This is a genomic window from Gilliamella sp. B3172 (assembly GCF_026536465.1).
GTDB lineage: Bacteria > Pseudomonadota > Gammaproteobacteria > Enterobacterales > Orbaceae > Gilliamella.
Map to the genome: position 1 here is coordinate 565,132 of NZ_JAFNOA010000001.1, position 25,458 is coordinate 590,589.

The following is a 25,458-nucleotide window of genomic DNA, read 5'->3' on the forward strand; positions in this document are numbered from 1 at the left end:
ATAATTATCTGATTAACAATAGTGTAATTACGCTTACTTCTAGTAATAACAATAACCAAAAGCCACTTAAGCGCTATCATTCAATAAATTATATAGTAATCAGATTATTATAACAGATTATTGTTATTCAATAGAGGCTAATTTGTGGTAGCTGGGATTTAAAGGGTTTTGAAGTAGCAAGCTATAGTAGAAATTGAATGTGGAGTGAATGGTAAAATTTTATTCGTTTGCGTATTAATGCACAATTTAAAGAAAGTGTTTGAACTGTGTTATAAAAAGTTCAAATACATTGGTACTAGTATACACTAAAGATAACATTCTCAATGCATTAAATAATTTAATAATGCTTATTTGTTTTAATATTGTTTATTATATAGGAAATCCTAATTTATTGAAGAACGCTTGATTTCTTTCATTAGCTGAACGAACTAATTGATTATAAGAAATAACTTCGATATACGATTTATAGCACGAATTATAACCAAAAAAACCCATTCCATCTGCTGTCATTGTTAACGAGGCTAATTTACATAAATTAATCATATTTTCTGTTAAATCACACACAATATAACAATATCCTGGAACACTTTCAGATGTGGGGATGAGTGTTCCTTCTTTAGTTTTTGCGTTACCTTTACGAACTAAATCAAGATAAGTTAAGCATTGATTAATTGGGTTTTTTTCATCTTTTTCTGAAATATCTTTTCGCATAGGTCGTTTTAATTCAATTACTGTTAAAGATCCCAATGGGAACTCATTCTCATTCTTTACTAGTATAGGATTGTCAAAAACTTTTAAACTAATCAAATCAGGTTCTTTAGGTGATTGACTATCAGTTATTGGCATTGACTTTATAGGTTTATCTGAGGCTAAATAATTATGAAACGCAAGTCTTTCATCAATCAACCATAAATTGCATGAATCTAAAAATATTTCATCTGAAGTTTTTTGCATTGGCATAATTAATTCATGAATCATAGATTCATGTGCATATTTGTCATCATTTATATATCCGATCGATTTTTTTAGAAGCTCAATTATAACTTTTCTATGAGATACATAATTGGCAAGATCTGATTTTTTCAAATCAGATGTTTTTTTAACATATTCATTAATACGGTGAAGATAATCAGAAACTTGCTCTTTATTAGTTGGTTCAAGAATATTTTGGCCTTCTATTATTAACTGCCGCTCGATTGCGTACCATTTTTCGTGAAGATGAAGCTCAATTTCTTTATCTGATTTATCAGGATCGATTATTAAATCATTTTGACTAACATGTTTAACTATAGGATGATATCTAGGCGCATGAGTAGAAATAAATGTCAAAATTCGTTTTTTTCCAGAGTCTATATTAGCTTCTAATAATTCTTTGAGATAAATTTTTGTTCGTTCTAGCACTCTATCTTTGATTAACTTTAAACTAATTTCAGTTTCTCCAAATATTCCATCAAAATTATCTGCAATATTAAATGATGTCCTTTCGCTTCGAACATTATCGTCCAAATATTTCGATGAAATATAGCAAGTATAAGTAAATTCTCCTATGCTATCACTTATTTTATTGTATAAACCTGGTATTTTCCCTTGGATGTTTTCTTCTTTTACCAATCGATTAGCAGCACATAAAGCTAACTGATGTTTCTTATTTATTGATGCTCTAAATTTTATATGAATTAAATTAAATGATTGATTTAATATGTCAATTTTTTCTGCGAAAGCGCTAGCGTGCATGTTGTTATTATATAAATCGAGAAGATTTATTCTTTGTGTACCATCTTCTATTATAATTTCTGGTACCCCCTCTTCACGGACAAAATACCATAGGCAATGTTCTAATAATTGATGAGCGATATCAATTGTTTCTGAAGGAACTGCTTTACGATACGACTCACTAAATTGATCTAATTCAATAATAGTGCCCGTGCCTGTGGTGCTTGTTGGAGGAGAAAGAATTATTTTGTGATTACTTACACCCGAGCTATCGAAATTGAATGAACGTTCAAAAAAATCACCATTTACATCTTTAAATTGGCTTTTAATACTAATTTTAGTGAATGTTTTTAACCATAGAAGTCGCCCTACTCCACGGCATCCTTTTAATATTTTGTGCTCAGAATCTAATGTTTGGAAGGAAGTATAGTTGGCTTCATTAAAACCGCATCCAGTATCCATAATTGTAAAACCAATTATAGGTTCTGCTTTTGCTTCTATATTCAAATGCTCTTGCGTATTTCTGCGTATAATAAGTTTTATCGAATCTTGCTCATCCCAACTATCTTTTTCTTCAATCGAGTGAATAGAATTTATGATAGCTTCGTAGACAGGCATAAGCCCATGGTGTTTAGATAATGGTGTATTCCTAAGCCTACCTCTTAGGTTTGTTTGTAAACTCATTGAACCTACCTTCCAACAAAATATAGCATACTGTAGGGTATATTAACATAGTACTATGTATAAAATAATATATCTTGAATTAAAATAAAAGGAAATTGTTTATAGATAACAAACAGCTTTTGTATATCTATTTAAATTTATTTGGTAATAAACAGCTTTAATTCACTTAAAAAAATATATAAAAGATGAACGGAATAAGGCAAGTAAATGGGTAAAAAGAATACTAATAGTAGAATGCCTGAATTGTTATTAATCATTACAAAATAATATTGAAGGTAACTTAAAATAACGGATTACTGAATAGTGCAATTTTTTAACCCCCTTCACTAACACCTAAAAATAATACTAACAATACAACATATTGTTTTATCTATCAAAAAATCTGATCTTCCTTCACCCAAAATAATACGAAACCACATATCCCCCTAATCCATAATTCCACTTTAAAAATTTAGCATTAAATGAAAAAAACAACGGGGTGTGATTTCATACAATCGCTCAATCAAACGATTTCTAGTCTAAATGTTTGATTGATAATTAATTAAATTTGAAAGGAATTAATATGCGGATAGTTTTAGCGATTTTGTTAGTATTTTGTTTAAACGCTTGTCATGTTCGTACGGCTGATAAAGCTTACCAACAAGGGCAATATGTAGAAAGTATTAGTTTATTAACATCGAACATTAATGAAAAAGGTGAAGCAAAATTTAATGATGAAAGTGCCGAAAAGTTACGCGTTTTGGTTAGTAATGTAATGGCACATTACGAAACAATCATTAATAGTAGTGTGAGTACCGATTATCAAGCACGTATTGATAGTTATGAATCTTTAAGAAAAATTAATTTATTGTTAGTTAATCGATTTTATAGTCAAACCGTCGCTTTCTTTAACGATAAATATGCAGCGAGTAAATTAGATCAACTTATCGCTAAAGAGTATTACGATTATGGTAATTCGATAAAAGGTACCGATAGTGACAGTTACAAAATAAAAGCTAACCTATATTTAAAAGGGTCAGAACGGTATAAATACAAAGATATTTTTACTTTATATAAAAATGCTAAAAAGCAACAATTGGATATTGAAGCAAAACATCACTATGATTTAGGTAAAACGTTTTCGCAACAAGGAAATTATAATGAAGCATCCTTAGAATATCTTAAAGCTTGGGAGGTTTATAAGCCATTAGGCGAATATAAAGATAGTTATAAACTCTATGAGGATAATAAAAGAAAACATGTTACTGCGCTAGCAAAAGAGTACTATGAAAGAGCGTCGCTACTGGAAAAAACAGCCTATAAACGAGAGACTTATCGTGAAGCGGCTAAAAATTATGAGGCAGCCAATTTGGCATATCAACATTTTGGCCAATATCGTGATGCCAGTGCTAGAGCGAGTCGTTGTAAATTACAGGGACGTGTTAATGTATATGTTAAAGATTCCGACTATCTTTATTGGGTAAAACAAGTTTTTAAAGAGGATTATATATACTTTGTTGATCGTAGTTCTCAAGCTAATGTCATCATAGATATTAATGCCACATCTGACTATATTCATATGAAACCGTATGAAACCAATGAAGCTAAAACAGAAAGGTACGTAGAGCGAATGACCGAAAAAACCGATGATAAAGGTAATAAGGTTAAAGTGCCGGTTTATAAAGAGCAACATTTCAATTTAAAGACCATAACCTATGCTAAGAAATATTCTATAACCACTCGAGTTGATATAAGTGGTGATATAAATTATTCCAGTCGATTTAGTAGTGAGGCAATTTCTACAAAAACCGATTATATCTATTCGGGAAATGTGCCAAGCAAATATCGTAACTCCTCTGAGGGTGAATCGAAATCTAAATCAACATTAAAATACGAAGCAGAGAGTGAACAAGGTGCGGATGTTAGACAGTTTTTAAGTCGATTTGTTGACAGACTTTCTTCGATATAATCACTTCACAACAATTATTTTAAATACAATCCCATAAATTGAAGCTTGTGGGATTGTTGATTGTAATCGCCTAAGGGTAAGCAAAAGATCATTAAAGGCTCTTTCAAACGCTCTTAACTTATCGAATCTAATGGTGTTATGGTGATAATAACTGCCATTATCTTAACTTTCGCTTTTATCTGGTTGATTATGCGTGGCGAATATATCTTATATATAGCTTAAAGCATGACGGTTTAATCTTTTTATATCGTTGAATTGAGTGTCAGCGATTAATAACAATTTGAATTGGCAAAATTTATTTAAACCTAAAAAGGCAAGTTTATGTAGATGAATATTACAAATTAGCCTGACTATCTCATAATCGGGTAGGGGATGTTAAGTTGTCTGATTATGATGAATTAAAATCGCGCAATTTCGTTAAGAATTATCATAGTTATTGTCCAATCCAATCGCAATCTTATCTAAAATATCAGTAACCTATATCGTATGATTATTAAGATAATTTTCTGTTTAATTTATTCTTACCAATTATTCTGAATCAGCTTGAATAAACCTTAAAAATTTGGTAGTTTAACTGCTAATTATTTTATCATTTAACACAAATAAAGAAGGTAATTGTTATGACAATCAAAGTAGGTATTAATGGTTTTGGCCGTATTGGTCGTATTGTATTCCGTGCTGCACAACAACGTTCTGACATCGAAATCGTTGCTATCAATGATTTATTAGACGTTGAGTACATGGCTTATATGCTTAAATATGATTCAACTCACGGTCGTTTTGACGGTACAGTTGAAGTTAAAGATGGCAAATTAGTCGTTAACGGTAAAACAATCCGTGTTACTGCTGAAAGAGATCCTGCAAATTTAAAATGGAACGAAGTTGGTGTTGATGTTGTTGCTGAAGCTACAGGTTTATTCCTTGATGACGCAACTGCACGTAAACACATTCAAGCTGGTGCTAAAAAAGTTGTTTTAACTGGTCCTTCAAAAGATAGTACCCCAATGTTTGTAATGGGTGTTAATGATAAAGATTACGCTGGTCAAGATATCGTATCTAACGCTTCATGTACAACTAACTGTTTAGCGCCTTTAGCTAAAGTTATCAACGATAACTTCGGTATTGTTGAAGGTTTAATGACAACTGTTCACGCAACAACAGCTACTCAAAAAACTGTTGACGGTCCTTCTCACAAAGATTGGCGTGGTGGTCGTGGTGCTGCTCAAAACATCATCCCTTCATCAACTGGTGCGGCTAAAGCTGTAGGTAAAGTTATCCCTGAATTAAACGGTAAATTAACGGGTATGGCTTTCCGTGTACCAACTCCAGACGTTTCTGTTGTTGACTTAACAGCTCGTTTAGCAAAACCTGCTAAATACGAAGATATCTGTAAAGTGATTAAAGCCGCTTCTGAAGGCCCAATGAAAGGCGTTCTTGGTTACACTGAAGATGCCGTTGTATCAACTGACTTCTTAGGTGAAGTTTGTACTTCTGTATTTGATGCAACTGCTGGTATCCAAATCAGCGATACTTTCGTTAAACTTGTTGCATGGTATGACAACGAAGTTGGCTACTCAAACAAAGTATTAGATTTAATTGCTGTTGTTGCTAAATAATTAACAGTAATTTAGATTATTAAAAAAAGTGACCTTTATGGTCGCTTTTTTTATTTCTGATAAATAAGTAATTTATCGGCATAAAAAAACGTCCATTTGAGTAAAATGGACGTTTTTTGCTTAGTATATTAATACTAATTAGATAACAACAACTTCAGCCGCTGCTGGTCCTCGAGGGCTATCTTGGATCGCAAATTCGACTTGTTGTCCTTCGGCTAAGGTTTTAAATCCATCGCCAGAGATAGCTGAGAAGTGAACAAATACGTCTTTGCTACCATCGGCTGGGGTAATAAAACCGAAACCTTTACTTTCGTTAAACCATTTTACTTGGCCTGTTTTCTTATTCATTTACTAGACATCCTAACAATAATTAATAATTTGCCTTTTCGGCTCGTGTAGGCTGTAACACAAGATTAATAGTCAAATTCTTACCTAAAATAATGTACAAAATGTAAATTACAGTAGTTAATCGTTTTCATAATAATGCTTTGTGTTGTTCGCCCATTACTATTACCGCATAATTTATAATCGAAAGCAAGAAATTAATGACAAATTTTTCATGTTAGGGTGAAGTTTTTTATAAAATTTTTGTATAAACCATGGTATTTTGATTTAAGGCAAATTGTTGTATCGTTGAGATTTTTAAGTTATTTCGAAAGTCAAAATAAGTTCAAAAATAAAAAAGCCATAAAAAATTTTTTATGGCTTTATCAAAACGTTTACTTTTTTGTCAAAAATAAGGGTTATTTATTTTTGGCTCTTTCGTAAGACTCAATAATCTCTTTACGAGCTGCATCGGCATTATCCCAACCGTCAACTTTAACCCATTTACCTTTTTCAAGCGCTTTGTATTGCTCAAAGAAGTGTTTGATTTGCGATTTTAATAATTCCGGTAAATCATCAACATCTTTGATGTGATCATATTCTTTTGAAAGTTTGGTGTGTGGAACAGCAACTAATTTAGCGTCACTACCTGCTTCGTCAGTCATTTTTAATACGCCTACAGGTCGACAACGAATCACTGAACCTGGTTGTAATGGGTAAGGAGTCGGAACTAATACGTCAACAGGATCGCCGTCTAGTGATAATGTGTGATTGATATAACCGTAGTTACATGGGTAAAACATAGCTGTTGCCATAAAACGGTCAACAAAAACAGCACCGGTGTCTTTATCAACTTCGTATTTGATCGGGTCAGCGTTGGCTGGAATTTCGATCACAACATAAATATCATCTGGTAATTCTTTACCTGCTGGTACATTTAAAAGTCCCATTATTGTATCCTCTATCTTTGATTTGTTAATAAATATTGATTAATGATTAGTAATAAGCACACAGTATAAAATTTATTCTGCGTCGCTCAATTCTTTTAGGTATTGAAAAATCTGTCTCGCTGTTTTAGGTGGTTTGTTCGCTTCTAACTCTTTTTTTGCTAAACGGGCAAATGTGCGTAACTGTTGTCTATCAGCTGAGGGGAATAGACCTATAATCGTTTCGGCATCACCGGTTTGAATCAGATCATCACGCAACTTTTCAAGTTTATGCAGCATGGCAACTTGTTGATTGTGACGATTCTTCAGTTTATCGAGTGCCTGTGTAATGGGTTCGATATCACGGCTTCGCAAAAGTTTACCAATGTATTGAACTTGTCTTCGGTATCCCTCTTTTTTGATTTTTTGGGCTAACTCAATAGCGTAAAGGAGATCTTCATCGAGTGGAATTTTGGCAATTTCATTTTTGCTCAGATTGATCAGTTCAATACCCAATTTTTTAAGTGCCTCAGCGTCTCTTTTTATTTCGCTTTTACTGACGTAAATAATTTCCTCATCAGCACTGTCTGGATCAAAATTTGGCGCTAGATTTGTCTCTTGATTGTTGTTCATATGATTTCTTTTGTTAACTAAAATTCAATTCTGGCTTATTATAACGTATCACTAGCAGAATTGTAGAAAATAATGAAATGAGTATTGATCAAATAAAAAAACAAGCTATCAAGCAAAAAGCGCATTTATCTAATGTGGTAGCTGATGCAATTAAACAAGCTAAATCCAGAGTTGATTCGGTTGAAGTGTCAATTAATCAAGCTACCGGCATTAATGTGAGTACTCGGTCGGGCGAAGCTGAAAATGTCGAATTTAATAGCGACGGCGCTTTAGGCATTACCGTTTATCAAAACCAACGAAAAGGCAGCGCCTCAACCAACGATCTTACGGCGCAAGCGATATCACAAACCATTGATATGGCAATTAATATTATGCAATACACCTCACCCGATCCTTGTTCGGGTTTGGGTGATGTTGAGTCATTAGCGTTTAATGCACCGGATTTAGATCTTTTTTACCCAAGTGATTTAAATGTTGATAAAGCGATAGAACAAGCAACCTTAGCGGAACAAATGGCGCTGAATCACTCTAATTTAGTCAGTAGTGACGGCGGTTATTTTAGCAGCCGATATGGGGTGTATGTTTATGGTAATAGTTTGGGGATGCTTCAGGGCTATTGCACTAGCTCTCACTCATTATCTTGTTCGGTCATTGCGGAGCAAAATGGGCAAATGGAGCGAAATTACGCATATACCTCATCACGTGACCTCGATCTACTCGAGTCGGCGAAATGGGTGGGTGAGCAAGCGGCAGAGCGCACCGTATCGCATTTAGGCGCCAAACAGATTGCGACCATGCAAGTACCGGTACTTTTTGCTGCCGAAGTCGCTGTTGGGCTTATCCGGCATCTGTGCGGTGCGATAAGTGGTGGTGCTATCTATCGTAAATCCTCTTTTTTGCTAGATAGCGTTGGCAAGCAGATTTTTCCTTCATGGCTCACTATTTTTGAAGATCCCCATGTGTTAAAAGGTGTTGGTTCATCACCGTTTGATAGCGAAGGGACGAAAACCGTTGAGCGTAATATTATTCAAGACGGTGTATTACAAACTTACCTATTAGGTAACTATTCAGCCCGTAAGCTGGGCTTAGCCACTACCGGGCACGCTGGGGGTATTCATAACTGGTTTGTCTCGCCGAGCCAAACTGATGCAGATTTTCAGGCGATGTTGAGAAAATTAGATAGAGGCTTGCTCATTACTTCGTTAATGGGACAAGGGGTAAATAATGTGACCGGCGATTACTCACGAGGTGCCAGCGGTTTTTGGGTCGAAAACGGCCAAATCCAATATCCGGTCAACGAAATTACCGTTGCCGGCAACCTGCGTGATATGTATCAACATATCGTTGCAATCGGCAATGATATTGAAACCCGAAGTAGCATTAAATGTGGTTCTATTTTGATAGATAATATGAGCATAGCCGGAAAGTAGGGATCATCATGGAAAAAGCGACCAACAAATCAATATGGCAAAAAATATTAATATGGATGCCCGGACTTGCTACGATGTTGCACTATAAACGTCATTATTTCGGAAATGATGTTAAAGCCGGTTTATCAGTGGCAGCTGTCTCGTTGCCGGTTTCTATCGCTTATGCTGAGCTGACGGGAGTCGGGGCGATTGCCGGATTATACTCAACCATCTTGCCGCTGATTGTTTATGCGCTTTTTGGATCGTCCCGACAATTAATTGTTGGTCCCGATACTGCAACGTGTGCTGTGGTCGCTGCCGTTGTGTTTCCTTTAGCCGCCAATGACCCAATATTGCGTTGGCAACTTGTGGTAATACTGACCATTATGATTGGGATTTGGTGCATCATTGCCGGTAAACTTCATCTTGGCGCATTGGCGGATTTACTTAGTCAACCTATCTTAATTGGTCTGTTAAATGGTATCTCTATTACCATAATGGTTGATCAGTTGGCTAAGGCGTTAGGTTTTCGCTACGATTATTCCTATTTGATTGAGCGAGTTGTCTATTTTCCATTTAAGATATCGCAAATTCACCTGTTAACAACGTTCGTCTCGTTTTTAACTTTAGTGATTTTAGTTGGCTTAAAACGGATAAGACCCCGTTATCCGGCGCCACTTTTTGCCGTTGTAATTATGACTTTCCTTTCATGGTTATTTAACTTTGACAGTTACAATGTTCGCATAATCGGTGATGTGACCAGTGATTTTATCCCAATGGAATCTTGGATTGATTTTGATAAAGGATTGATGCGGGATCTGGTGGTGCCGTCGCTCAATATCGCTATTATCTGTTTTGTGAGTATGATGATAACCGTGCGTAGTTTTGCCTCGAAAAATAATTATGAAACCAATGCAGATGTCGAATTTAAAGCATTAGGAATGGCCAATATTGCTGCCGGTTTATCGCAAGGTTTTGTGGTCAGTGGCACATCTTCCCGAACAGCCGTTAACGATGCCAATGGCGGTAAAACGCAACTGGTTTCAATTATTGCCGCCATTATTATTGGTCTTGTGGTGTTACTGTTTTTATCACCCTTAAAATATATTCCAACTTGCGTTTTAGGCGTGATTTTGATCTACTCTTCGATTTCGCTAATTAACTTTCAAACCATAAAGCGCTTTTTTAAATTTGATCGTGATGCATTTTACCTGAGTTTAACAACATTTATTTCGGTGTTAGTTATTGGCATTATTCCTGGCATGGCGTTAGCGGTATTGTTAGGGCTGTTTTTATTTTTGCGCCGAGTATTTAGACCAAAAGATCAGCTATTAGGTATGGATGAAAGCGGCCGAATTCACTCAATCGGGCAAGATGTACAGCCGTTAAAAAACACCCTTATTTATCGTTTTAATTCGCCGTTGACCTATTTTAATATCGCTTATTTTAAACGCAGAATTATTAGCTATATTGACGAGTCTGAAGAGCCGATTAATTACGTTATTGTCGATGCTATCCCTTGTTTTACCTATAAAGATGTTAGTGTGCTATCCGGCATCGATGAACTGGTCAAATCCTTAAAAGTTAGAAACGTCATTTTGATTTTATCCGGCCGACGAAAAACGTTGAAAAATTGGTTTAAACAGATGAATCTTAAACCGGATGCGGATTATCTTGAATTTGCTTATGATCTCTATTTCGCCGTTCGATTAGTTCAAAGTAAAGAGCATATGGAAAACAAAACCGAAGATGAAAGCGATGATGAGCTAGACGATTAACGATTTTACTTTGCCGATTGTCAATGCATGATTAAGGAATGTTATGAAACAGCGAACAAATAGTATTAGGATTGAAATGCTTAGTACCGGTGATGAGGTTTTATACGGCCAAATCCTCGATAGCAATGCCGCTTGGCTTTCTGATTTTTTATTTCACGAAGGTATTTTGATCACCGCTCGTCATACCGTTGGCGATAACTTGCATCAATTGAGCCAGACACTACAAGAACGTACTTTGTGTAATGATATCTTGATTGTTAATGGCGGGCTGGGACCAACCAGCGATGATTTAACAGCGCAAGCCGCTGCAAACGCTAATAATGAGATGTTGCAACTCAATCAACAGTGGTTAATGCACATTGAACATTACTATTTAAGCCGTGGCAAAACCATGCCATCTAGCAACGTAAAGCAGGCGATGTTGCCGCAAAGTGCGAGCGTCATTGATAATCCGATTGGCACCGCTTGTGGGTTTAAGATGCAAATTAATGGTTGTCAGGTATTTTTTACCCCCGGCGTACCGAGAGAATTTCAGGAGATGATGCGCCTTTCAATCTTGCCACAGATAAAATCGACATTTCCAATCTTAGAAAAGCCACTGTGCTATCGGTTAACTACTATGGGACGAACGGAGAGTGACCTTGCCAGCGAAATCGAACAAAAGCTCGATATTCCGTCCAATATTGTGGTTGGTTATCGTGCCGCTATGCCGATTATTGAAATCAAGCTAACCGGCTTTGAGCATCTGCAAAACCAAATGGATCAAATATGGGCACAAATAAAACAGATTGTTGCCGACAATTTACTTTATGAAGGCGTATTGGCTGAGCATGGCGAGGTCGGTCTTGCTGAAGTGGTTGCAAAACTGTTGCATGAAACCAATCAAACCTTGATTGTGATTGAACAGCAGTCGGCCGGCATGATTGGCTACCAATTATTTCAATCGGATGCGCCAGTTGTTAAATCAGAAGTTGTCCCCATATTAACTGTAGATCCCGAAAGTTATTTGTTACAAGCTCTAAAACAACAACAGGCCGATATCGCATTAGGCATTGTAAATTTTAGAGAAAAAAACAGTCAATTTATGTTAATGATTGCAACCGCAAAACAGGTATGCACATTTAATTTAAAGTATACTGGTCGAGCATACAATCGATCAGTTGAGCAACGGATATTTTCTGCAATCGCTTTAGATAGCTTGCGTCGATTTCTATTAAAGATGCCCGAAATTGTTGGAAAAAATGCTTGGTTAGACATAATCAACTAGCTAATTCTGCTTTGTCTGATTTTATTACTCACTGATTTTGGTTATTCGAAACAAGATTAGTATGGACAATTCCATACAAAATTAAGTAGAATACTGGATCTTTCAATTGAAGCAATTAAGTAAAAAATATTAGAGGTAAAAATGGCACGTGTAACTGTCCAAGATGCAGTAGAAAAAATTGGTAATCGCTTTGATCTCGTTTTAGTTGCGGCACGCCGTGCTCGTCAATTGCAAGTCGAAAATAAATCACCCCTTATCCCTGAAGAAAACGATAAAGAAACCGTGGTTGCTTTACGTGAAATCGAAGATGGACTTGTTAATAAACAGATTTTAGATACTGCTGATTTCCAAGCGCGTCAGGATGAAGAGGCTGAAGTACGTTCAACACTTCACGAGTCAGTTCTTTTAGAAAATACTCCCTCGTACGAATAAGCTTTGCTGAGAATTGCCTATGCAATATTTTGATAGCTTAAAAGAGGTTGTGGCATCTTATCTTCCGGCTAAACAAGTTGAACTTATTCAAAATGCCTACCTCTTTGCTCAAAAAGCACATGAAGGGCAATTCCGATGCAGTGGCGAACCTTATATAACGCACCCGGTTGCGGTCGCAACCATTTTAGCGGATATGCGGCTTGATTATGAAACCATTATCGCCGCATTATTACACGATACAATCGAAGACACGCCTGTCACCTTTCAAGATATTACTAAAGAGTTTGGAAAACATGTTGCCATTTTGGTTGAAGGTGTTTCAAAACTTGATAAATTAAAATTTCGTAACCGACAAGAAGCCCAAGCCGAAAATTTTCGTAAAATGGTACTCGCCATGACCGAAGATGTTCGTGTCATTTTAATCAAGCTTGCCGACCGAACCCATAACATGCGCACTTTAGGTGCATTAAGACCGGATAAACGCCGTCGTATTGCCAAAGAGACGTTGGAAATTTATGCGCCGTTAGCGCATCGCTTAGGGATTCATCATATCAAAACTGAGCTTGAGATCTTAGGCTTTACCGCCATGCACCCTAATCGAGCCAAAGTGCTGGAAAAGGTTGTTAAAGCGGCACGTGGCACCCGAAAAGAGTTAATCCAACAGATCTTATCTGAAATCACAGGTCGATTAGCTGAAGCCAACATTGAAGCACAAGTTGAAGGGCTGGAAAAAAATATCTATGCCATTTACCAAAAAATGCAACTTCGTGAACAACACTTTCACTCCATTATGGATATCTACATATTTCGGATTGTGGTGAAAGATGTCGATGCTTGCTATCGTGCGCTGGGCTTAGTACACAATTTATATAAGCCTAGACTCAATCGCTTTAAAGATTATATCGCTATACCCAAAGCCAATGGCTACCAATCTTTGCACTCTTCATTAATCGGTCCGCATGGTACACCGGTCGAAGTGCAAATTCGTACCGAAGATATGGATCAAATGGCTGAAATGGGTGTAGCTGCGCATTGGGTTTATAATGAAAACGATGAGTTAACCCACACCACCGCCCAAATTAAAGCGCAACGCTGGATGCAAAGTCTGTTAGAGTTGCAACAAAGTGTCGGTAATTCATTTGAATTTATCGAAAATGTCAAATCCGATCTGTTCCCAAAAGAGATCTATGTCTTTACGCCTAAAGGACGTATCGTTCAATTACCGGAAGGGGCGACACCGGTAGATCTTGCCTATGCCGTTCACTCCGATATCGGTTATCAATGTATCGGCGCAGTTGTTGATCGCAAACCTTATCCACTTTCTCAACCATTAAGCAACGGGCAAACAGTTGAGATTATTACCTCGCCGGAAGGGCGACCAAATGCCAATTGGCTTAACTTTGTGGTGAGCGCTAAAGCACGCTCACGTATTCGCCAAGCCTTAAAAACCTTAAAACGTGAAGATGCGATCGAATTAGGTCGACGTTTGCTCAATCTTTCGTTAATCAAATCGGGTGGTATTGAATCGCTTTCAGAGAAGCAAAAATCTCGTATTGTTGAATTAGCGCAATTACAAACGTTTGATGATGTATTGGCGGAAATTGGCTTAGGTAATATTATGAGTCATTTCATTGCCAAAGGTTTAGAGCATAAAGAGCTTTTGCACAATGACTCAGATTCAAATAAAACCTTAGTTATCACCGGCAGTGAAGGGGTGTTAGTGACATTTTCAAAATGTTGTCATCCTATTCCGAACGATCCGATAATCGGTCATGTTAGTCCCGAAAAAGGCTTAACGGTGCACCACGAATCTTGTCGTAATATCACTGGCTATCAAAATAACCCGGAAAAGTACATCAGCTTAAAATGGGCGCCAAATATCGAGCAATTTTTTGTTGCTGAAATTTGGGTAGATATCTTAAATAATCAAGGTTCATTAGGTCATATACTGTCCATTATTAATGACGAAAAAGCGCATCTGCAATGGCTTAATACTGAAGAGAAAGATCGGCAAATTTACACAATCATTTTGCAAATTGAAGTCAAAAACGCTCAACAACTTAATGAACTGATGCGAAAACTCTCACTACAACAAGACGTGGTGAGTGTTACACGTAATATCAACTAGTGATGATGAACGATCGTTTTTTTAGCCGTGTCCCGTTAATTCAATTAAGCGGGATAGGCAATAACTTAGAAAAAAGATTTCATGCATTAGGGATTGATACCGTTCAAGATCTGTTACTGCATTTTCCGATGCGCTATGAAGATCGCTCCTCCACTTGCGCCATTAATCAAGCGGCTATTGGTGAGCATACCACTATTGAAGGTCGCATCATCAAAACTGAAGTTGTCTTTCGACGCAAACAGATGTTGCTGTGCTATATTCAAGATGAAACGGGCATGGCGGTTTTAAGATTTATGCACTTTAATGCCGGCATAAAAGCTTCTTTAGCGGTGGGAAGCTGGGTAAGTGCTTACGGTGAGATTAAAAGTGGTAAAACCTATCGGGAAATTATTCATCCGCAATATAAAGTGCACTCAAATCGTGATAGTCAGTCTTTACAAGCTGACGCAACTCAAGAAAGATACACGCCGATCTACCCAACAACGCACGGCTTAACCCAAAATGTTATTCGCAAACTGATTCAAGCCGCACTATTGCTATTAAAACGTAATCCACCTCAAGAGGTATTACCGCAACCGCTAGCAAGCCAATTTTTACCGGCACTTGAGTCATTAAATATCATTCATAATCCGCCTATTGATACCGATATCAACCAACTTACCAACGGCGAACATCCCGCTATCAAGCGATTTATATTTGAAGAGCTGCTCAGCTACCATTTAAGCATGTTGCTGTTAAAGACCGATAATCAAAAACAGCAAGCTTATCCGATGCATATCACTCGGCAGTTAATCAACCCATTTTTAGCCTCACTACCGTTTAGCCCAACTCAAGCCCAACAACGAGTAGTGCATGATATTTATCAAGATATGGCTAAACCGGTACCCATGATGCGGTTAATTCAAGGTGATGTGGGATCGGGTAAAACCTTAGTTGCTGCCTTAGCGGCGTTAAATGCGATTGAAAATGGCCAACAAGTGGTGTTAATGGCACCAACAGAAATCCTTGCCGAACAACATTATCATAATTTCAAACAATGGTTTACGCCACTGGGCATCAACGTTGATTGGTTATCCGGACGATTAACCGCCAAAAATAAAAAGCAACGTTATGAAGGTATCAAAAGTGGGGAGATCACTTTATTAATCGGCACCCACGCCGTATTTATCGACAAAGTCGAGTTTGCTAAATTGGGATTAGTCATCATTGATGAACAGCATCGATTTGGTGTTAATCAGCGTTTAACGCTTTGGCAAAAAGGGATCAAACAAGCCATCCACCCGCATCAACTAATCATGACCGCAACCCCGATACCACGCACACTGGCAATGACCATATATGCTGACTTAGATGTATCAATCATTGACGAATTACCACCCGGTAGAACGCCGGTAACAACAGTGGTGATACCAAATTCTCGCCGTGATGAAATTATCGAAAAAGTGAGCCAAGCATGCCTTGAAAATCGTCAAGTTTATTGGGTGTGCACATTAGTTGAAGAGTCCGAAACGCTCGATGCTCAAGCAGCGGAACAACTCCTTGAAGAGTTACAACAAAAATTACCGCATCTATCGATAGCACTAGTGCATGGCAAAATGAAATCGGATGAAAAACAATCCGTAATGCAAAAATTCAAAGAAGGACAAATTCAACTGCTGGTAGCAACAACCGTCATTGAAGTTGGCGTTGATGTCCCTAATGCAAGCTTGATGATTATTGAAAACGCCGAACGCTTAGGCTTAGCACAATTACACCAGTTACGAGGCCGGGTAGGGCGGGGAAGCGCCGTATCACATTGCATACTAATGTACCAAGCACCACTGAGTAAAGTGGCACGAGAACGCATGGAAGTCATGCGACAAAGTAACGATGGTTTTGTCATCGCTCAAAAAGATCTGGAAATTCGAGGTAGTGGCGAAATATTAGGAACAAGACAAATGGGCGTGGCAAATTTTAAAGTCGTCGATTTAATGCGTGATCAGCATCTAATAAGCCAAATACAAAACTATGCCCAAAACATCCAACAACACCACCCACAACAAGCCAAAGCACTCATCGACTGCTGGCTCCCCGAACGGCAAAAATACATCAATGCCTAAATACCGCCAAAACTTGTCAAAAAGTTTCAGAAACTGTATACGTTTCAGTATAAAACGATAAACCCATGCCAAGAACTTTCAGAAAACACCTACGTTTTAGTATAAAAAGTTTTAGATATTTCTAAAATATCCCAAAACCCATACCTCTACTTTTCCCAAAAGCAAACAAGTGCACCAGATTGCACCTTCACAAAGCGCCGACAACTGAGAGAGGTTAGCACGCCAAACAAGGATGTTTGGCGAGGCGCTGCTTTGTCCGGAACAAATCAGCGTCGGTGCGTTAAGACCGAACGAAGGCGGAGGGCAGTCGAAGACCGCTTTGGGCGGTGCTGCGAGGGGGTATAGGGGGATTTCGCATAAAATCCCCCTATTCGGACGCAGGTACAGAACTGAAAATATCAACCAATTCACAGCGTCCGAAACCTACAAACCAAAAACCCGCAACTTTTAACGAAATAAAAACCTTGTCAAAAACTTTCAGAAAAGATAGGCGTTTAAGCAAAAATCCAAAATATTGACAAGAAGTTTCAGAAAACACCCATGTTTAAGTATAAAAACAAAAATTTAAGATATTTTTAAAATATCCCAAAACCCATACCTCTACTTTTCCCAAAAAGTAAACAAGTGCACCAGATCGCACCTTCACAAAGCGCCGACAACTGAGAGAGGTTAGCACGACAAACAAGGATGTTTGGCGAGGCGCTGCTTTGTCCGGAACAAATCAGCGCAGGTGCGTTAAGACCGAACGAAGGCGGAGGGCAGTCGAAGACCGCTTTGGGCGGTGCTGCGAGGGGGTATAGGGGGATTTCGCAAAAAATCCCCCTATTCGGACGCAGGCACTGAACTGAAAATATCAACCAATTAACAGCGTCCGAAACCTACAAACCAAAAACCCGCAACTTTTAACGAAATAAAAACCTTGTCAAAAACTTTCAGAAAATATAGGTGTTTAAGCAAAAAAAACAAAACATTGACAAGAAGTTTCAGAAAACACCCACGTTTCCATATAAAAACCACTTCACCGTTAATCCCCGCACAATTTATCGCTCAAATATTAACCTATATTAGCCTATAACAAATGCCTACCAATTTACCAATTTCTGCCAAAAACCTTGATAATAAGTTAAGTTATCGAGATTTATTCTTTGCACGAATAGTGCTATCGTGTAATATAGATAACAATTATCAAATTGAATAAATTGTGAATAATCTATGCAATCTACAATAAAATTATTTTCTCTATGTTTAGTCGTATTGACTTTAGTTGGCTGTGGGTTAAAAGGGCCTCTTTATCATCCTACCAATAACTCTTATCAATCGAGCATTTCTTTTATGTTATTAAAATAGTTTAACAGGAAGCAAATATGGATTTTCTACATTATCGCAATGGCCAATTATTGGCTCAAAACATTGCTATAACAGATCTGGCTGAGCACTATGGGACGCCATTATATGTTTATTCGGCAGATGATATAGTTGAGCAGTTTAAGGCTTATCAAGCGCCACTATCAGAATGTAAGCACTTAATTTGTTATGCGATAAAAGCAAATAGCAATCTATCGGTATTAAGCTTATTAGCTAAATTAGGTGCTGGATTTGACATTGTTTCACAAGGCGAGCTTGAACGTGTTTTAAAAGCCGGAGCCGATCCGAAAAAAATTGTCTTTTCCGGTGTAGCAAAATCTGTTGCTGAAATCAAACGGGCTTTAGAAGTTGGTATTAAATGCTTTAATGTTGAATCCGAAGCGGAACTATACCGCATTAACGAAATAGCCGAACAGTTAGGTAAAATTGCCGCCATTTCGTTACGAGTTAACCCCGATGTTGATGCAAAAACCCACCCTTATATTTCAACCGGATTACGGGAAAATAAATTTGGAATCAGCTATCAATTAGCGTTAGAAACTTATCAAAAAGCGCAATTATTACCTCATATTAAAATAGTCGGTGTTGATTGCCATATCGGCTCGCAATTGACAGAACTATCACCCTTTGTTGATGCTGCTGATCGGATTTTAGCGTTAGTTGATAAGCTCAAAGCGCATAACATCACCCTTGAACATATCGATTTAGGTGGCGGCCTGGGCGTGTGTTATGATAACGAAAAGCCCCCTTCAATATCAGCCCTTATTACCGCATTAAAACAAAAATTAGCCCCTTATCCTGAACTGGAAATTCTCTTTGAGCCGGGGCGATCTATTGTTGCCAATAGTGGCATATTGATTACTAAAGTTGAATATACTAAACATCAAGATGATCAGCATTTTGCTATTGTCGATGCGGGTATGAATGATTTAATCAGACCAGCGCTTTATCAAGCTTGGATGAAAGTATTACCGGCAAAAGCGCCACAATCTTGCGATCAAAGCTATGTTTATAATGTCGTTGGACCCATTTGTGAATCGAGTGATGTTTTAGCTTATCAACGTGAGCTTAGCGTTAAACAAGATGATCTGTTAGTGATATGCAGTGCCGGCGCTTATGGATTTAGTATGGCATCAAACTATAACAGTCATCCACGCCCCGCCGAAGTGATGTTGATTGATGATCAACATAAAATCATTCGTGAACGTGAAACGTTTGCTGATTTATGGCGTGGTGAACAGGTTTAATGATTGTTTCAATGGTAGATTGACTTAGCAAACAATTGACAGTTTGTGGCTAAACAAAATAGGTGATAGCCATTAATTATAATAAACTAAAAAAAAAACAGTGTGTTAATACAGAAGGTAGACAAAGATGAACTTTTCAAAGATGCATGGACTCGGTAATGATTTTATGGTTATTGATGCGGTGACGCAAAATGTTCATCTTTCTGCTGAAATGATTAAACGTATGGCCGATAGATATACCGGCGTTGGATTTGATCAATTACTCATTGTTGAGCCACCTTACTCGCCAGAGAGTGATTTTCATTATCGAATCTTTAATTCGGATGGTAGCGAAGTGGAACAGTGTGGAAATGGTGCACGCTGTTTTGCCCGTTTTGTTCGATTAAAAGGCTTAACCAAAAAACGAGTATTAAAAGTTAGCACAATGAAAGGCAACATCGTATTAACCGTCAACGATGATGAAACCGTGCGAGTCAATATGGGCACACCAATATTTGAACCGAATAAAATTCCTTTTAAAGCCAATAAAGAAGAGAAGACTTATATCATTCGGGCGCAAGAGCAGACTATTTTATGTGGTGTTGCCTCAATGGGTAATCCACACTGCGTTGTACAAGTGGATAATATTGTCACTGCCGCTGTGGCAACCATAGGGCCATTATTAGAACAGCATGAACGCTTTCCGGAGCGGGCTAATATTGGCTTTATGCACATTATCGATCGCAATAATATCAATTTGCGGGTCTTTGAACGTGGCGTTGGCGAAACTCAAGCTTGTGGGACAGGCGCTTGTGCAGCCGTTGCTGTCGGGATTAATCAAGGCTTATTAAATCAAAGTGTCAATGTGAATTTGCCGGGCGGTAAATTACTGATTGAATGGAAAGGCGATGATCACCCGCTATTTATGACAGGTCCGGCGACACACGTTTATGACGGATTTATAGCAGTATAGTCGATTTTGTGATAATCAAATTTAGCCATATTTTGGTACGAAAACTGGCGTTTATCGCATAACGAAAATAAATCTTACTAATGATAAAACAATAGAAGTTGATTATGGTTGCTAAAGATACCCAGATAGAGAGCGCAAAATGCGCTGAGCATCAAAATTCAGCGATTGAATTAAATGATGAAATTGTCAGTCAATATATTATCGATAATCCGGATTTTTTTATCCGTAATGCGGCACGTATTGAACAGATGCGGGTACCGCATCCGGTGCGGGGGATTATTTCCTTACCTGAATGGCACATGGCAAGGCAGCGTAATAAAATCAGCCAGTTGGAATCGGAAATCACATTATTAATGGAGCACGCTATCGCTAATGAACGACTATTTAGTGATATGCTGTACTTACAGCTTCAATTAATCAAAGCCAATAGCTTAGATGAACTTATCCTCTCGCTCAATAGCTGGGCAAAAGCGCTAGGACTTAGCGGCGCTTATTTATATCTGTTTGATGACAAATGGTTACTAAATGCGCCGTCAAACTATCACAACCTCGCTTTAAACGCTTCACAGTTTGATTTTATCCGTGTTAGGCATCTACAATATAGCCAATATTATTTAGGCAGGTTAAATTCAACAGAAGTCGATTTTTTATTTCCAACACATGGTTATATTGGATCGGTGGCGTTATCATTATTTGGTAAATTTGGTGATTTAGGTCTTTTAATCTTTACCAGTCCGGATTCACAGCATTATCAAGCAGGACAAGGCACATTACTTTTAGAAAAAATCTGCGAAATATTACCCATTTTAATTGAAAGATGGGTAATGCGTAAAAAGTAAGGAATCGTAATGGATCAATCTGCACAAAATGATTTACCATTATTAACTCAGCCGGTTGAACAATTTCTAGATTATTTAAAATCTGAAAAACAGCTTAGTTTAAATACCCAAATTAATTATCGACGCCAACTTTATGCACTTATCGGCTTATTAAAAGATAGCGAGATAGCCCGCTGGCAAGATCTCGATTCATCAGCCGTCAGATTATTAATCAGTCAGAGTAAACGGGCTGGATTGCAGGCAAGAAGTCTGTCATTACGCTTATCCGCCTTGCGTAGCTTTTATGATTGGATGATTAAGTGTGATCTGGTTAGCGCCAACCCTGCTCGAAGTGTTTTAAATCCTAAATTAGGGCAACATCTGCCTAAAAATATCGATATCGATGAAATCAATCAACTGCTTAATATTGAATATAACGACCCGCTCTCAGTGCGTGATAGAGCCATGCTTGAAGTGATGTACGGTTCCGGCTTGCGACTGTCTGAATTAGTCAACCTTAATTGTCGGGAGCTGAATTTGCAAGACGGTGAAGTACGGGTAATGGGGAAAGGTAATAAAGAGCGCAAATTACCATTAGGGCGAGAATCGATTAAATGGATTAAACATTGGCTATCAATGCGGGATTTTTTAGCGCCACAAGATGATGCGCTGTTTATTTCCAAATTAGGTAAAAGAATTTCAGCCCGCAACGTGGAAAAACGATTTGCTCAATGGGGCGTGAAACAAGGTTTAAGCGCACATGTTCACCCACATAAATTACGCCACTCATTTGCTACTCATATGTTAGAATCAAGCGGTGATTTGCGAGCAGTGCAAGAGCTACTTGGGCATTCGGACTTATCAACAACGCAAGTCTACACTCATTTGGATTTTTCACATCTGTCTGAAGTTTATGATGCCACACACCCAAGAGCCAAAAGAGGAAAAAAATAATGCATTTTTATCGTTCAATCCATTGCATCAAAGCCATCACTTTTGATCTTGACGATACCTTATATGACAATAGTTTGATTGTTGAAAATGCCGAAGCGCAGATGATTAAGGTTTTACAAAAATATGATGCCTTACAACATTTAACCTTAGCGGATTTTCATGCCGAAAAAAAAGCGATGTTAGCGCTTGATCCCGAAATTTACCATGATGTCATTGTTTGGCGAATTAAAACCATTATCTCTGTTTTAACTAAAGCCAAAGTAAGCCCGGTGCAAATCCCGGCAATAACGGATGAAGCAATGGCGTGTTTTACTTTTTGGCGTCACAAAATGCATGTCCCCAACGTAACGCATCAATTATTAACTCAACTCGCAACAAAATATCCTTTAGCTGTCATCACCAATGGTAATGTTGAAATTGACAAAATTGGTTTAAATGATTACTTTCAGTTCTCATTACGAGGCGGTGCCGACGGGCGATCAAAACCCTTTCCGGAAATATTTGAGTTAGCAGCGCAAAAACTAGCACTGCCAGCTGACCAAATTTTACATGTTGGCGATAATTTATCAACCGATGTCAATGGTGCAATCAATAGTGGATTTTTAGCCTGTTGGATAAATATTTTTGCCAAAGATATTTATCACCTCGCCGATGCCAGATGTTTGCCGCATATTGAAATAACACAATTGCCAGAATTAGATAATCTGTTATAATCTAATCGGTATCTGTATAAATAGACAGTGAAGTTAACAGTATTATGACGTTATTGTTAACCAGAAACCTATCTTAAGATCCCTTTTGATTAGATTCAACAAAACATTCAGAATTAAAATATATATATTCATCGTTTTTATTAAATTAAGGCTAATTAGCGCTTGCTAATAGGGCAATAGGTTAAGATATAGTGGAAATAAAAACATCATTATTAGATGACCTCAATACTGAACAACAAAATGCCGTCACAACCGACAACCAATACACCATTGTGCTTGCCGGTGCGGGCAGTGGTAAAACACGTGTTTTAGTCCACCGCATTGCCTGGCTTTGTATTGAAAAACACTATTCGCCTAACTCCATTTTTGCTGTAACTTTTACCAATAAAGCTGCTGCTGAAATGCAAGAGCGGATACAAGCTATAGTGGGTGAAGGTTATTTCAACGGTATGTGGGTGGGTACTTTTCATGGTTTAACACACCGTTTATTACGCATGTTTGCTAAACAAGCGCATCTTCCTTCTAACTTTCAACTGATTGATTCCGAAGATCAGATTCGGCTAATTAAACGCATCTTTCGTGAATTAAAAATTGATGAAAAGCAGTGGTCACCTAAAGAGTGTGCTAGTTTTATCTCCTCGCAAAAAGAGAAAGGGCTTAGAGCCAATGACATTGCCCCGGAAGACCCAAAACAAGTGATGTGGCAAACGATTTATCATGATTATCAAGCGATTTGTGATCGTGTTGGTTATGTCGATTTTTCTGAATTAATCTTAAGGGCATATGAGCTATTATGCCGTGATAAAGACGTGTTGAATTATTGTCATCAGCGTTTTTCGAATATTTTAATCGATGAGTTTCAAGATACTAACCAAATTCAATACCAGTTTGTGCAAAAACTAGCGGGCGATACCGCTAATGTGATGATTGTTGGCGATGATGATCAATCCATTTACAGTTGGCGAGGCGCCAATGCCGATAATTTGCAGCTGTTTATCCGAGATTATCCGGATACGGAGATTATTCGCCTTGAACAAAATTACCGATCAACCGGCATTATCTTACAGGCGGCAAATGAGTTAATCGCTAAAAATCAAAACCGGCTAGGTAAAAATTTATGGACTGATAACGGTGACGGTGAAAAAATTTCACTTTATGTTGGATTTAATGATATTGACGAAGCACGATTTGTTATTGGTCAAATCAAAAAGCGGCATGAAGAAGGGGAAAAATACGCTAGCTGTGCGATCTTATATCGCAATAATGTTCAATCTCGTATCTTTGAAGACACGTTATTGCAAAATGGCTTGCCGTATCAGATCTATGGATCTATCCGCTTTTATGAAAGGCAAGAGGTGAAATTAGCGCTAGCTTACCTACGTTTATTGCACGATCACAATAATGACATGGCATTTGAAGCCACCGTCAACACGCCTAGTCGTGGGATAGGACAAGTTACATTAGATAAGATCAGGCTGACGGCTAACCAACATCAAATCTCGCTATGGAATGCCTGTTTGAAGTTGATACAGATGAATGCATTAACGGAAAGGCAACGCTCAGGCATAAGTCGCTTTTTGGAACTGATCGACTCCATTTATCATGAAGTTGATAACCTGCCGTTTTACCAGCAACTTGATGTGATACTTAAATTATCCGGCGTACTGCAAATGTACGAACAAGAGCCGGGCATTAAAGGGCAATCAAGATTAGAAAATCTCGAAGAGCTGGTTTCAGCTGCTGAACAGTTTTATCGCACTAATGAAAATGCTGTGATTGAAGATAGCCAAACTGGTGAAACCCTTACCGTGTTAGAGTCATTTTTAGCCTATACTTCGCTTGAAAGTCGGGATGTAATAAAAGATCAAGATTGTGTGCAATTGATGACACTGCATGCCGCTAAAGGCTTGGAATTTGATAATGTCTTTATTGTTGGATTAGAAGAGGGGCTATTTCCGGCTCAGAAATCTTCGCAAGAAACCGATAGAATGGAAGAAGAGCGGCGTTTGGCTTATGTTGGGATCACCAGAGCGCGCAAGTGCTTAACCTTGACTTTATCGGAACTAAGACGTTTATATGGACGCGAAGAGCGTAATTTACCTTCAAGATTTCTTGCTGAATTGCCGGTTGATAATCTCAATGAAATTAGTTATCGAGGCAACTTAACCCATCGCTCTGGCGCTGGCCATGAGCTAACGAAAGATGAACAATTTTATCAAGAGCGTAAAAAATCTTATTGGGAAAAAAGCCGTGAAAGCGACGGTTATACTTTAGGACGTAAAGTCAAACATAACCGCTTTGGTGAAGGCACAATTGTCAATCTTGACGGTGAAGGTGACCACAGACGGGTACAGATCGCTTTTGTGAATGAAGGGATTAAATGGCTGGTGGTTAAACTGGCTAATCTAACCTTATTATAAGCTAATACACGAAAGTAAAACCGATTAAAAAA

Annotated in this window: 21 protein-coding genes; 17 read left to right on the forward strand and 4 right to left on the reverse strand. The window is 37.9% G+C overall.

The genetic code is table 11. The annotated features are described in order from the left end of the window. Window positions 1–369 precede the first annotated feature (369 nt). Window positions 370–2,397, reverse strand: a complete 2,028-nt coding sequence (locus J3U37_RS02490) for a hypothetical protein (RefSeq protein ID WP_267373138.1) — start codon at window positions 2,395–2,397, stop codon at window positions 370–372. Window positions 2,398–2,959: 562 nt separating this feature from the next. Here J3U37_RS02490 and J3U37_RS02495 point away from each other — a divergent pair. Further along, the gene (locus J3U37_RS02495; RefSeq protein WP_267373140.1) at window positions 2,960–4,345 is read left to right on the forward strand and encodes a hypothetical protein; all 1,386 of its coding nucleotides are present in this window, start codon (window positions 2,960–2,962) and stop codon (window positions 4,343–4,345) included. Between the two features lie 620 nt (window positions 4,346–4,965). Beyond that, on the forward strand, window positions 4,966–5,961 hold the full coding sequence (gene gapA, locus J3U37_RS02500) for a glyceraldehyde-3-phosphate dehydrogenase (RefSeq protein ID WP_220217714.1): 996 nt from the start codon (window positions 4,966–4,968) through the stop codon (window positions 5,959–5,961). Between the two features lie 138 nt (window positions 5,962–6,099). Here gapA and J3U37_RS02505 read toward each other — a convergent pair whose 3' ends face one another. The 3 genes from J3U37_RS02505 to yjgA form a co-directional block, all read right to left on the reverse strand. Beyond that, window positions 6,100–6,309 carry a cold shock domain-containing protein gene (locus J3U37_RS02505; RefSeq protein WP_025315032.1) on the reverse strand — a complete coding sequence of 70 codons (210 nt, stop codon included), beginning with the start codon at window positions 6,307–6,309 and terminating at the stop codon, window positions 6,100–6,102. 395 nt (window positions 6,310–6,704) lie between these two features. Continuing rightward, window positions 6,705–7,235: an inorganic diphosphatase gene (ppa, locus tag J3U37_RS02510; protein ID WP_220217713.1), complete on the reverse strand. Its 531-nt coding sequence runs from the start codon at window positions 7,233–7,235 to the stop codon at window positions 6,705–6,707. A gap of 72 nt (window positions 7,236–7,307) precedes the next feature. Then, window positions 7,308–7,844, reverse strand: coding sequence for a ribosome biogenesis factor YjgA (gene yjgA, locus J3U37_RS02515; RefSeq protein WP_267335334.1), 537 nt, complete (start codon window positions 7,842–7,844; stop codon window positions 7,308–7,310). 77 nt (window positions 7,845–7,921) lie between these two features. On the opposite strand from yjgA, the gene pmbA reads away from it, so the two are divergent. The 15 genes from pmbA (at window position 7,922) to uvrD (ending at window position 25,426) form a co-directional block, all read left to right on the forward strand. After that, the gene (gene pmbA / locus J3U37_RS02520) at window positions 7,922–9,274 is read left to right on the forward strand and encodes a metalloprotease PmbA (protein WP_267373142.1); all 1,353 of its coding nucleotides are present in this window, start codon (window positions 7,922–7,924) and stop codon (window positions 9,272–9,274) included. Between the two features lie 8 nt (window positions 9,275–9,282). After that, on the forward strand, window positions 9,283–11,031 hold the full coding sequence (locus J3U37_RS02525) for a SulP family inorganic anion transporter (protein ID WP_267373144.1): 1,749 nt from the start codon (window positions 9,283–9,285) through the stop codon (window positions 11,029–11,031). Between the two features lie 43 nt (window positions 11,032–11,074). Then, window positions 11,075–12,298: a CinA family nicotinamide mononucleotide deamidase-related protein gene (locus tag J3U37_RS02530; RefSeq protein WP_267373146.1), complete on the forward strand. Its 1,224-nt coding sequence runs from the start codon at window positions 11,075–11,077 to the stop codon at window positions 12,296–12,298. Between the two features lie 141 nt (window positions 12,299–12,439). After that, window positions 12,440–12,730 carry a DNA-directed RNA polymerase subunit omega gene (gene rpoZ / locus J3U37_RS02535; RefSeq protein WP_220217708.1) on the forward strand — a complete coding sequence of 97 codons (291 nt, stop codon included), beginning with the start codon at window positions 12,440–12,442 and terminating at the stop codon, window positions 12,728–12,730. Window positions 12,731–12,749: 19 nt separating this feature from the next. Continuing rightward, entirely contained in the window at window positions 12,750–14,858 is a 2,109-nt protein-coding gene (spoT, locus tag J3U37_RS02540; protein WP_267328989.1) for a bifunctional GTP diphosphokinase/guanosine-3',5'-bis pyrophosphate 3'-pyrophosphohydrolase, read from the forward strand. A 5-nt stretch (window positions 14,859–14,863) separates the two neighbouring features. Further along, window positions 14,864–16,957, forward strand: coding sequence for an ATP-dependent DNA helicase RecG (gene recG, locus J3U37_RS02545; protein ID WP_267373148.1), 2,094 nt, complete (start codon window positions 14,864–14,866; stop codon window positions 16,955–16,957). Window positions 16,958–17,189: 232 nt separating this feature from the next. Continuing rightward, window positions 17,190–17,408 (forward strand): hypothetical protein, encoded by a 219-nt coding sequence (locus J3U37_RS02550; protein ID WP_267373150.1) that lies wholly within the window; start codon window positions 17,190–17,192, stop codon window positions 17,406–17,408. A gap of 236 nt (window positions 17,409–17,644) precedes the next feature. Beyond that, a complete protein-coding gene (locus tag J3U37_RS02555) occupies window positions 17,645–17,800 on the forward strand; it encodes a hypothetical protein (protein ID WP_267373152.1) in 156 nt (51 codons plus the stop codon). A 369-nt stretch (window positions 17,801–18,169) separates the two neighbouring features. After that, on the forward strand, window positions 18,170–18,304 hold the full coding sequence (lptM, locus tag J3U37_RS12085; RefSeq protein ID WP_220217705.1) for an LPS translocon maturation chaperone LptM: 135 nt from the start codon (window positions 18,170–18,172) through the stop codon (window positions 18,302–18,304). 17 nt (window positions 18,305–18,321) lie between these two features. Continuing rightward, window positions 18,322–19,569, forward strand: a complete 1,248-nt coding sequence (gene lysA / locus J3U37_RS02560; protein ID WP_267373154.1) for a diaminopimelate decarboxylase — start codon at window positions 18,322–18,324, stop codon at window positions 19,567–19,569. Between the two features lie 127 nt (window positions 19,570–19,696). Next, complete coding sequence (gene dapF / locus J3U37_RS02565; protein ID WP_220217703.1) at window positions 19,697–20,521, forward strand: diaminopimelate epimerase; 825 nt, start codon at window positions 19,697–19,699, stop codon at window positions 20,519–20,521. Between the two features lie 104 nt (window positions 20,522–20,625). Further along, window positions 20,626–21,360: a DUF484 family protein gene (locus tag J3U37_RS02570; protein ID WP_220217702.1), complete on the forward strand. Its 735-nt coding sequence runs from the start codon at window positions 20,626–20,628 to the stop codon at window positions 21,358–21,360. Window positions 21,361–21,369: 9 nt separating this feature from the next. Next, on the forward strand, window positions 21,370–22,293 hold the full coding sequence (gene xerC, locus J3U37_RS02575) for a tyrosine recombinase XerC (RefSeq protein ID WP_267373156.1): 924 nt from the start codon (window positions 21,370–21,372) through the stop codon (window positions 22,291–22,293). Then, on the forward strand, window positions 22,293–23,006 hold the full coding sequence (gene yigB / locus J3U37_RS02580) for a 5-amino-6-(5-phospho-D-ribitylamino)uracil phosphatase YigB (protein ID WP_267373158.1): 714 nt from the start codon (window positions 22,293–22,295) through the stop codon (window positions 23,004–23,006). Before xerC ends, yigB begins: the two co-directional genes overlap by 1 nt. Before the next feature lie 197 nt (window positions 23,007–23,203). Continuing rightward, on the forward strand, window positions 23,204–25,426 hold the full coding sequence (gene uvrD / locus J3U37_RS02585; RefSeq protein WP_416379974.1) for a DNA helicase II: 2,223 nt from the start codon (window positions 23,204–23,206) through the stop codon (window positions 25,424–25,426). Window positions 25,427–25,458 lie beyond the last annotated feature (32 nt).

What these genes read in the sequence shown, in the direction of transcription:
- J3U37_RS02490 (WP_267373138.1), bottom strand. Translation starts at nt 2,397, where the DNA reads ATGAGTTTACAAACAAACCTAAGAGGTAGGCTTAGGAATACACCATTA.
- J3U37_RS02495 (WP_267373140.1), top strand. Translation starts at nt 2,960, where the DNA reads ATGCGGATAGTTTTAGCGATTTTGTTAGTATTTTGTTTAAACGCTTGT.
- gapA (WP_220217714.1), top strand. Translation starts at nt 4,966, where the DNA reads ATGACAATCAAAGTAGGTATTAATGGTTTTGGCCGTATTGGTCGTATT.
- J3U37_RS02505 (WP_025315032.1), bottom strand. Translation starts at nt 6,309, where the DNA reads ATGAATAAGAAAACAGGCCAAGTAAAATGGTTTAACGAAAGTAAAGGT.
- ppa (WP_220217713.1), bottom strand. Translation starts at nt 7,235, where the DNA reads ATGGGACTTTTAAATGTACCAGCAGGTAAAGAATTACCAGATGATATT.
- yjgA (WP_267335334.1), bottom strand. Translation starts at nt 7,844, where the DNA reads ATGAACAACAATCAAGAGACAAATCTAGCGCCAAATTTTGATCCAGAC.
- pmbA (WP_267373142.1), top strand. Translation starts at nt 7,922, where the DNA reads ATGAGTATTGATCAAATAAAAAAACAAGCTATCAAGCAAAAAGCGCAT.
- J3U37_RS02525 (WP_267373144.1), top strand. Translation starts at nt 9,283, where the DNA reads ATGGAAAAAGCGACCAACAAATCAATATGGCAAAAAATATTAATATGG.
- J3U37_RS02530 (WP_267373146.1), top strand. Translation starts at nt 11,075, where the DNA reads ATGAAACAGCGAACAAATAGTATTAGGATTGAAATGCTTAGTACCGGT.
- rpoZ (WP_220217708.1), top strand. Translation starts at nt 12,440, where the DNA reads ATGGCACGTGTAACTGTCCAAGATGCAGTAGAAAAAATTGGTAATCGC.
- spoT (WP_267328989.1), top strand. Translation starts at nt 12,750, where the DNA reads ATGCAATATTTTGATAGCTTAAAAGAGGTTGTGGCATCTTATCTTCCG.
- recG (WP_267373148.1), top strand. Translation starts at nt 14,864, where the DNA reads ATGAACGATCGTTTTTTTAGCCGTGTCCCGTTAATTCAATTAAGCGGG.
- J3U37_RS02550 (WP_267373150.1), top strand. Translation starts at nt 17,190, where the DNA reads ATGTTTGGCGAGGCGCTGCTTTGTCCGGAACAAATCAGCGTCGGTGCG.
- J3U37_RS02555 (WP_267373152.1), top strand. Translation starts at nt 17,645, where the DNA reads ATGTTTGGCGAGGCGCTGCTTTGTCCGGAACAAATCAGCGCAGGTGCG.
- lptM (WP_220217705.1), top strand. Translation starts at nt 18,170, where the DNA reads ATGCAATCTACAATAAAATTATTTTCTCTATGTTTAGTCGTATTGACT.
- lysA (WP_267373154.1), top strand. Translation starts at nt 18,322, where the DNA reads ATGGATTTTCTACATTATCGCAATGGCCAATTATTGGCTCAAAACATT.
- dapF (WP_220217703.1), top strand. Translation starts at nt 19,697, where the DNA reads ATGAACTTTTCAAAGATGCATGGACTCGGTAATGATTTTATGGTTATT.
- J3U37_RS02570 (WP_220217702.1), top strand. Translation starts at nt 20,626, where the DNA reads ATGGTTGCTAAAGATACCCAGATAGAGAGCGCAAAATGCGCTGAGCAT.
- xerC (WP_267373156.1), top strand. Translation starts at nt 21,370, where the DNA reads ATGGATCAATCTGCACAAAATGATTTACCATTATTAACTCAGCCGGTT.
- yigB (WP_267373158.1), top strand. Translation starts at nt 22,293, where the DNA reads ATGCATTTTTATCGTTCAATCCATTGCATCAAAGCCATCACTTTTGAT.